8 protein-coding genes are annotated in these 9,070 nt (G+C 65.6%); all 8 read right to left on the bottom strand.

The window, feature by feature from the left end:
- Positions 1–477 (bottom strand): hypothetical protein (locus tag KAY22_RS20350; protein ID WP_296625083.1); only part of this gene is annotated, 477 nt, incomplete at its 3' end.
- Between the two features lie 125 nt (positions 478–602).
- Entirely contained in the window at positions 603–929 is a 327-nt protein-coding gene (locus tag KAY22_RS20345; RefSeq protein WP_296625082.1) for a YnfA family protein, read from the bottom strand.
- Between the two features lie 46 nt (positions 930–975).
- The gene (locus KAY22_RS20340; protein ID WP_296625081.1) at positions 976–1,662 is read right to left on the bottom strand and encodes a response regulator transcription factor; all 687 of its coding nucleotides are present in this window, start codon (positions 1,660–1,662) and stop codon (positions 976–978) included.
- A 1-nt stretch (position 1,663) separates the two neighbouring features.
- Positions 1,664–4,348: a sensor histidine kinase KdpD gene (locus KAY22_RS20335; RefSeq protein ID WP_296625080.1), complete on the bottom strand. Its 2,685-nt coding sequence runs from the start codon at positions 4,346–4,348 to the stop codon at positions 1,664–1,666.
- Entirely contained in the window at positions 4,348–4,926 is a 579-nt protein-coding gene (gene kdpC / locus KAY22_RS20330) for a potassium-transporting ATPase subunit KdpC (RefSeq protein ID WP_296625079.1), read from the bottom strand. Before kdpC ends, KAY22_RS20335 begins: the two co-directional genes overlap by 1 nt.
- 11 nt (positions 4,927–4,937) lie before the next feature.
- A complete protein-coding gene (kdpB, locus tag KAY22_RS20325; protein WP_296625078.1) occupies positions 4,938–6,971 on the bottom strand; it encodes a potassium-transporting ATPase subunit KdpB in 2,034 nt (677 codons plus the stop codon).
- 12 nt (positions 6,972–6,983) lie between these two features.
- Positions 6,984–8,687, bottom strand: a complete 1,704-nt coding sequence (gene kdpA, locus KAY22_RS20320; protein WP_296625077.1) for a potassium-transporting ATPase subunit KdpA — start codon at positions 8,685–8,687, stop codon at positions 6,984–6,986.
- Between the two features lie 13 nt (positions 8,688–8,700).
- The gene (kdpF, locus tag KAY22_RS20315; RefSeq protein WP_019517694.1) at positions 8,701–8,790 is read right to left on the bottom strand and encodes a K(+)-transporting ATPase subunit F; all 90 of its coding nucleotides are present in this window, start codon (positions 8,788–8,790) and stop codon (positions 8,701–8,703) included.
- Positions 8,791–9,070: the final 280 nt, after the last annotated feature.

The raw sequence follows: 9,070 nt of genomic DNA, 5'->3' as shown, positions 1-9,070 counted from the left end.
TTGCGGTACCCCCGCCGACTTCGCAACTGCAATCGATGTTCGTCCACGCCGCTCCGCTTCGGCAAAACGCTGTGCTGCCTGTGCCGATGAGAAGCGCCCGAGGAGCATTCCGGCGCTCTCACGAACGGTCCAGTCACCATCAATGTCACGGCCTACGACCAGCATGGCCGGTTCCGGGATGTCCATCGCGATGCTACCTTTTGACGGAGAAAAGACGTTCAGGTCTGGGCGCCCCCGCCAGCGGGCGCTCACCTCGATTTCATCGAAAAGATGATGACCCAGGATGGTCAGTGCGCTGCCGGCACTCGCGGCCATGAAGCCGACCGCCGCGATCCCGTAGGCAAGGACGCCAGCTTTCTGTGGCGGCACGTGCATGGCGACGAGCCGCGAAATTGCGGTGTAGCTTACCCAGCAAAGAAGAAGTCCCGTGGCGCGCAGAACGATGTCGGCGCGCCGCGACCGATGCCACGCTACCATGCCACAACCCTCGATGTGGCAATCCAATTATCGCCCTCGACATAGCATTTCGAGATCGATTCCAGCTAATTACATAGCGCCCGCATAGTGCTGCCTTTCTGACAGCCCCGCCGCAGCACAATCCGTCAGGCGCGGTGCGGCCCGAAGAAGATCACGGCTGTGCCCAGGAGGCAAAGCATCATGCCGGCAATGTCCCAACGGTCCGGGCGAACACCCTCGGCGCACCATAGCCAGAGCACAGCCGCCGCGATGTAAATTCCGCCATAGGCGGCATAGGCCCGGCCTGCCGCCGCGCTGTCCACGCGCGTGAGGAGGTAGGCGAACAGCATCAGCGAGAGAACGCCGGGGACGAGCCACAGAGGTGACCGGTTCATACGGAACCACGCCCAAAACGCGAAGCACCCGGCGATCTCGGCCAGGGCAGCTACCGCATAGGTTGCGATCGACAGCATGCCGGCCGTCTAGAATAACGCGACCTCTGCGCCAACCGTCCGGCGATCAGTGGTCGGATCGAAGCCGGTAGCCAACGCCCAGCTCGTTGGCGATGACGCTGCCGACCGGGCCCGGTGCCTCCAGCTTCTGGCGCAGATTGCGGATGACGATCCGCAGGTATTCGACACGCGGCTCTTCCTCCGCTCCCCAGCACGCGGCGAGCACGCGTTCGTGGGTCACCACGCGTCCGATATGGCGCGCCAGTACACCCAGTACCTCGTGCTCCTTTCGCGTAAGGTGGAGCTCTTCCCCATTGCGGCAGACAATCCGTCGGTCGAGATCAATGCTCAGGTCTCCCCGACGCACGATCTTCTGCGTCGTCTCCGACAGTCCCTGATGACGTAAGGCGACACGCAGGCGGGCAAGCAGCTCTTCCGTGTCGAATGGCTTGGTCACGAAATCGTCGGCGCCGAGATCAAGCGCTGTGACCTTCTCGTCGACCGCGTCCCTGGCCGACACCACAAGGATGACGATGTCGCCATGGGCGCGAAGCTGCGGGATGATGGTCAGGCCGTCACGGTCGGGGAGGCCTAGGTCCAGAAGGACCGCGCTGGGATGTTCGACGGCAGCCTGGCGAAGCGCGCCCTTGGCATCTTCCGCCTCGACGACGGCATAGTCCGCCCGGATCAGCGTGCTGCGCAGCAGGCGACGGATCGCCGCATCGTCATCGACAACGAGAATTTTGGCTGGCATGTCAGGAGGCACTTTCGGTCGTAATTTCGCGGACGATGAGGGCAGGTGGAAAGACCAGCGCGAAGGCGGCGCCGCTACCGTCCGGCCGGTTGGTTGCCTCGACGATCATGCCCATCGCCTCGGCAAATGCCTTGACGATGGCCAGACCCAGCCCGGTACCGCCGATCGCGCGGTCGGACCCCTCAAGGCGCTTGAAGGTCTCGAACACCTCGCTCTCACGACCGGGCGGGAGGCCGGGACCGTGGTCGAGCACGGCGAGCCGTAGCTCGCCGAAGCGGTTGCGGCCTTCGATGACCACCTCTGTTCCCGGCTCGCCATAGCGGCCCGCATTGTCGAGCAGGTTCAGGAGGCAATGGTGCAGCAGTTGCGGATCGGCGCGCACCAGCGGCAGGTCGGGTGGAACATCGAGGCGCACACCATGTCCCTCCAGCGCGCGTCGGGCATCGTGCGCGGCACTCGTCACCGCGTCGCTCAGGTCGATCGCCTCGACGTTCAGCTTCAGCGCGCCGGCTTCGACACGCGCCATGTCGAGCAGGTTGGCAACGAACCGATTGAGCCGCTGCGCTTCGCTCTCGATCGTACCGATCAACTCGGGCGTGGCGCCGTGATGCAGCTGCGCCGCGGCCGCGATCACGGCTGTCAGGGGGGTGCGCAGGTCATGGCTGACCGACGAGAGCAAGGCGGCGCGCAGACGATCGCGGGTGCGAACCACATCGACGTCGCGCATTTCGGTCTGCAGGCGGAGGCGTTCGAGCACCAAAGCCGACTGGTCGATCAGGCTGCTAAGGAGCGGCAACTGATCGGCCCGAACCGGACTGCCAGCCTTTTCGCTCGCGACACCCAGCACGCCGAGCACGCGCTCACCTGCCTTCATGGGCTGGAACAGCCACTCCGACGCGGCAAGCGTGCCGGAACCCTTGCCGGCCGGGCTGCCGGTATCGAACGCCCAGCTGGCGGCGGCATTGTCCATCGTGTCGAGACGATAGGCGGAATCGCTGGCGGCGAGGATTTCGAGTTCGGAGCCGTCCGTCCGTCCGAGCAATACGACCTGGACGTCGAGCAGGCGACGGACATCGTCGCAGATCATTTGTGCGGCAATGTCGAGATCGTTGACGCCGGCAATCTGGCGCAGGAACCCTGCCAGGGTGGCGTTGGTACGCGCGCTGGTGGTGGCTAGATCTGCCTGCGCTCTTACCCGTGCCGTCAACTGACTGGTCGCGATCGCGATGCCGAGCAGAACGAAGACCGAAACGAGGTTCTCGGGATTGCTGATCGTCAGCGTCCCGGTCGGCGGCAGGAAGAAGAAATTGTAGGCAAGGGTTGAGGCGATACCGGCGTAGAGCCCGGTGCGCAGCCCGAAGAAGCTCGCCGCGGCCATGACCGGCAGCAGGTAGAGCAACGCCACGTTGCCGAGGTTCAATATCTGAAACAGAGCGGTCGCGAGCCCGGTCACGGCTGCTACCATCGCGGTCGTTATCGCATACCCTGCCGGGGTGCCCCAGCCTCCTGATCGTCGTCGAACGCGCTGCCTTGCGGGTGTGGAAGCCGGCATCGGCAGGACGTGTACCGTGACGTCGGGAGTGTCACGGACCAGCTTGTCGACCACGGACCCATGCCAGAGTTCAAACCAGCGAGATCGGTTCGATTTGCCGAGCACCAGCTGCGTGGCGCGCAGATCGACCAGCACCGACTGAATGCCGGTCACGACATTTTCGGCCGGGACGGTTGCTACGGCGCCTCCCAGTTGCGTGGCCAGCGTCATCGTCGCGGCAACCCGGGCATGCTGCTCGTCGGTGAAATGGGCTGCACGCGGCGTTTCGATGAAGACGGCAGTCCATGGGCCACGAAGGCCATCGGCAACCCGCTTGGCGGCGCGCACCAGGGCGTCGCATCCCGGCAACTCGCTGATCGCCACGACGATACGGTCGCTTCCCGCCCAGGTGCCGCCGAGACCCAGCGCGCGCACGTCGTCCAGCATCCGCGCATCCACCGCCTGCGCGGCGCGGCGCAGCGCCAGTTCACGCAAGGCCGACAAGTTCGATTTGGAGAAGAAATGGCCGAGCGCGCGGGTCGCCTCGGCAGGAAGATAGACCTTGCCAGCCTTCAGCCGATCGATGAGCTCGTCGGGCGGAATGTCGACGACTTCGATCTCCGCCATCTCGAGAATACTGTCGGGCACTGTTTCGCGAACGCGCACGCGCGTGAAGCTGGCGACGATGTCGTTCAGGCTCTCGACGTGCTGGATGTTGACGGTCGAGTAAACATCGATCCCCGCCGCCAGCAGTTCCCCGACGTCCTGATACCGCTTCGGGTGGCGGCTGCCGGGTGCATTGGTGTGGGCCAGCTCGTCGACGAGCGCGAGCCGTGGCCGGCGGGCGAGGATGGCGTCGATATCCATCTCGCGTAGCGTACGCCCCTCATAGGGCACATCACGACGCTGGATGATCTCATGTCCGCGGATAAGAGCTTCGGTCTCGGCACGGCCGTGGGTTTCGACCACGCCGATGACGACATCGACACCGTCACGCTTCCGCGCCGCGCCCTCCGACAGCATCTCGTAGGTCTTGCCGACGCCGGGTGCGGCACCGAGGAAGATCTTGAGGCGGCCTCTGCCCTCCTGCGCGGCTGCGCGCAGGAGGGCGTCGGGATCGGGGCGGCCCGCTTCTGCTCCTGATCCCGCCGGCATCAGCGCGTGGGCGCCGCGGCGTCGAGGGCGCGGTTGAGCGCCAGTACGTTGACGTGCGGGTCACCGAGCAGCGAAGTCTCGGTATTCGCGGCTACGAGGCCACGAACGCGCTCAACGGGCAGCCCGCGAACCCGTGCGATGCGCGCGGACTGTGCCAGCGCTGCTGCCGGCGACAGATCGGGGTCGAGGCCCGAGCCGCTCGCGGTGACGAGATCCGCCGGCAACGGTCCGGTCATGCCTTCGCCCTGACGCTTGGCGACATCGGGCTTCACCCGGTCGACCAGCGCCTGCGCGGTCGGGCCGAGGTTCGAGCCCGACGAGGCAAGCCCGTCATAGCCCTTGCCGGCGGCAGACGGGCGGGTCTGGAAGTAACGATCTGCAACGAAAGCCTGACCGACTATCGTCGATCCGATGACCTTGCCGCTGGCGTCCCGAACCAGGCTGCCGTTCGCCTGGGTCGGGAAGAGTGCCTGACCGATACCGGTCATGGCCAGCGGGTATGCGAGGCCTAGAAGGACTGCGAACAGGATCGTCATGACGATCGCGGGGCGCAGCGCGGAGGAAAAGTCCTTGCCCATTGTCTTGATCCTTACGCGAGGCCCAGACCGCCGACCACGAGGTCGATGATCTTGATGCCGATGAACGGGGCGAGCAGGCCGCCGAGGCCGTAGATGGCGAGGTTGCGCGCCAGCAGCGGCCCGGCCGCCATCGGCTTGTACGCCACGCCCTTGAGCGCCAGCGGCACCAGCAGCGGGATGATGATTGCGTTGAAGATAATCGCGCTGAGGATGGCCGATTGCGGCGTCGCCAGCCCCATGACGTTCAGCACCCCCAAGCCCGGGTACAACGCAACGAACATCGCCGGAATAATCGCGAAGTATTTCGCGACGTCGTTGGCGACCGAGAAGGTCGTTAGCGCTCCGCGGGTCATCAGCAGCTGCTTGCCGAGCCCGACGACCTCGATCAGCTTGGTCGGATCGCTGTCGAGGTCGACCATGTTGCCCGCCTCGCGCGCCGCCTGCGTGCCGGTGTTCATCGCCACGCCGACATCGGCCTGCGCGAGCGCGGGCGCGTCGTTGGTACCATCACCGCACATCGCCACCAGCTTGCCGCCGGTCTGCTCCTTGCGGATCAGCTCCAGCTTGTCCTCTGGCGTCGCCTGCGCGAGGAAGTCGTCGACGCCCGCTTCGGCTGCGATCGCCGCGGCGGTCAGCGGGTTGTCGCCGGTGATCATCACCGTGCGGATACCCATCGTCCGCAACTCACCGAAGCGCTCGCGGATGCCGGCCTTGACGACGTCCTTCAGGAAGATCGCGCCGAGCAGCCGCCCGTCCTTCGCGACCGCCAGCGGCGTGCCGCCGGCGCGCGCGATCTCGTCGGTGATGCGGCGCAGTTCGGTCGCCGCCGCGGTTGTGCCTGATCCTTCGTTCGCTTTCAGGATCGAGTCCACCGCACCCTTCTGGATCAGCGTGTCACCGAAGCGGACACCCGACACACGTGTCTGCGCGGTGAACGGGATAATTTCCGCCCCCTCCGGCATCGGCCGCTGCAGGTTGAACTTATCGCGTGCGAGCACGACGATCGAGCGGCCCTCGGGTGTTTCGTCGGCCAGGCTGGCGAGCAGCGCGGCCTCCGCGAGCTCTGCATCGCTGGTGCCACCCACGCTGCGGAACTCGCTCGCCTGCCGGTCGCCGATAGTGATCGTGCCGGTCTTGTCGAGCAGCAGCACGTCGACGTCACCCGCCGCCTCGACCGCACGGCCCGACTTGGCCAGCACGTTGAAGCGGACGAGACGATCCATGCCCGCGATGCCGATCGCCGACAGCAGTGCTGCGATCGTTGTCGGGATCAGCGTGATGAGCAACGCCGCGAGGATCGCGACCGGGATCGACCCGCCCGCATAGCTGGCGAAGCCCGGAATGGTGCCGACAGCAATCAGGAAGATGATCGTCAATCCGACGAGCAGGATCGTCAGCGCGACCTCGTTCGGCGTCTTCTGCCGCTCGGCGCCCTCGACCAGCGCGATCATGCGGTCGAGGAAGCCCTTGCCCGGCTCCACGGTCACCTTGACGCGGATTTCGTCCGAAATCACTCGCGTGCCCGCGGTCACTGCCGACCGGTCGCCGCCCGCCTCGCGGATCACCGGGGCGCTCTCGCCGGTGATCGCCGCCTCGTTGACGCTCGCGACACCCGAGACGACTTCACCGTCCGACGGGATCAGGTCGTTCGTCTCGACCAGCACGATGTCGCCGACCTTGAGCTGGCTGGCGGGCACGTTGTCAAACTGACGTCCGTCGCCCTTCAGCCGCTTGGCGACCAGCTCGGCCTTTGTCGCGCGCAAGCTGGCCGCCTGCGCCTTGCCGCGGCCCTCGGCCAGCGCTTCGGCGAAGGTGCCGAACAGCACAGTCAGCCACAGCCAGACGGCCAGCTGTGCCTTGAAGGCGAACGTCAGGTCGTCATGACCGATGACGAGCAGGATCGTCATCAGCGCGGCCACTGCCGCGGTCACGAACATAACCGGGTTGCGGACCAACTCGCGTGGGTTGAGCTTCAGGAACGATGCCTTGATCGCCGGCACGACCAGGTCGGCGGTGAACAGGCTTTTGGATTGGGCTTTTGCCATGATGGCCCCCGATCAGAACAGCTGGCCGCGGATCATCGCGAGATGATCGGCGATGGGACCGAGCGCGAGGCTCGGAAGGAAGGTGAGACCGCCCAGGATCAGCACGATGCCGACGAGCAGGCCGACCCACAGGCCGCCGGTGGTCGGGAACGATCCCGCGCTCTCAGGCGTGTACTTCTTTGCCGCCAAGCTGCCGGCGATCGCCAGCATCGGCACGATGACGAAGAAGCGCCCGAACCACATCGCGACGCCCAGCAGGCCGTTATAGTACGGCGCGTTGGCGGTCAGACCCGCGAAGGCCGAACCGTTGTTCCCGACTGCACTGGTGAAGGCGTAGAGGATCTCCGAGAAGCCATGCGGCCCTTTGTTGAGCGGCCCAGCCAGCCCCTGTTGCAGCACCGACGACAGCGACGTGAAGCCGAGGATGACGAGCGGCAGCACCGCGATCGCCAGCACCGCGAGCTTGACCTCACGGCTCTCGATCTTCTTGCCGACGTACTCGGGCGTGCGACCGACCATCAGCCCGGCGACGAACACCGCGAGGATGGCGAAAAGCAGGAAGCCGTAGATGCCCGCGCCCACGCCGCCGATGACGACCTCACCCAGCTGGATGTTGAACAACGGGATCATGCCACCGAGTGCCGTGAAGCTGTCGTGCATGCTGTTGACCGCACCGCACGAGGCGGCGGTGGTGACGACCGAGAACAGCGCGCTGGCGGCGATGCCGAAGCGAACTTCCTTGCCCTCCATATTGCCGCCTGCGACGCCGAGCTGATGCAGGATCGGGTTGCCCGCGGCTTCCTGCCAGTAGGTGACGGTGACGCCGGCGAGGAACAGGATTACCATCGCCGACAGGATCGCCCAGCCCTGGCGGGTGTTGCCGACCGCCTTGCCGAAGGTCCACGTCAGGCCGAAGCCGATGACGAAGATCGACAGCATCTGGATCAGGTTGGTGAGCGCGGTTGGGTTCTCAAACGGGTGCGCGCTGTTGGCGTTGAAGAAGCCGCCACCATTGGTGCCGAGCATCTTGATCGCTTCCTGGCTCGCGACCGGTCCCAGCAGGATCGACTGGCGGACACCCTCCAGCGTGTTCACATTGATGGCGCCGGCCATCGTCTGCGGCACGCCCGACGCGATCAGGAACACCGTGTAGACGATGCAGATCGGCAGCAGCAGGTAGAGCGTGATCCGGGTCACGTCCGCCCAGAAATTGCCGATCGCCTTCGCCTCGCGCCGCGCAAACCCGCGAAACAGTGCAAACGCCAGCGCGATGCCGGTCGCGGCCGACAGGAAGTTGTGGATGGTCAGCCCCAGCATCTGGCTGAGGTTCGACATGGTGCTCTCACCACCGTAGCTCTGCCAGTTGGTGTTGGTCGTGAAGCTGACCGCGGTGTTGAACGCGAGGTCAGGCGACAGGCCGGCCAGGCCCTGCGGGTTGCCGGGTAGCACGCCTTGAAGGCGGAGAACGGCGTAGGTCAGGATCAGCAATGCCACGTTGAACAGCAGCATGTGGATCGCATAGCGGCGCCAGCTCTGCTCGGCGTTCGGATCGATGCCCGACAGCTTGTAGAAGCCGCGCTCGACCGGACCGAGCACAACGTGCAACGGCGTCCGCCTGCCCTCGTAGAGCGCGTGGAGCCACAGCCCGACGGGCTTGGTGAGCGCCAGCAGGATGCCGACGAAAAGAAGAATCAGGAACCAGCCCTGGATTGTCATGGATCGCCTCCCCTCAGAAGCGTTCGGGGCGGATCAGCACCGCCACGAGATAGACGAGAAGGCCGATCGCGGTCAGCGCCGCCAGCCAGAGATCGAGCGTCATTGCCGGGCCTCCTTCACGCGTTGTCGCACAGGCGGGCGTAGGCAAGGGTGAGCGCGAACAGCCCGATGATGATCGCGATCCAGAGCAGGTCCTGCATGGGTGTCCTCCGATGATCAGAAGGCGGCCGTCAGCGAGACCACGACGGTGCTGCCGGCGATGTTGCCGGTGCCGTCATGGCCCTTGCTGAAGCTGGGGCGGAGGTACGTCGCCTCCCGGTTCGAGATGTCGGTGTCGAAGTAGCTGACGTTGAAGGTCAGGTTCTTGTAGGTGGCATCGGCGC

Source organism: Rhizorhabdus sp., assembly GCF_018006725.1.
Lineage (GTDB): Bacteria > Pseudomonadota > Alphaproteobacteria > Sphingomonadales > Sphingomonadaceae > Rhizorhabdus.
This window is presented reverse-complemented; position numbering and strand designations above follow the sequence as displayed.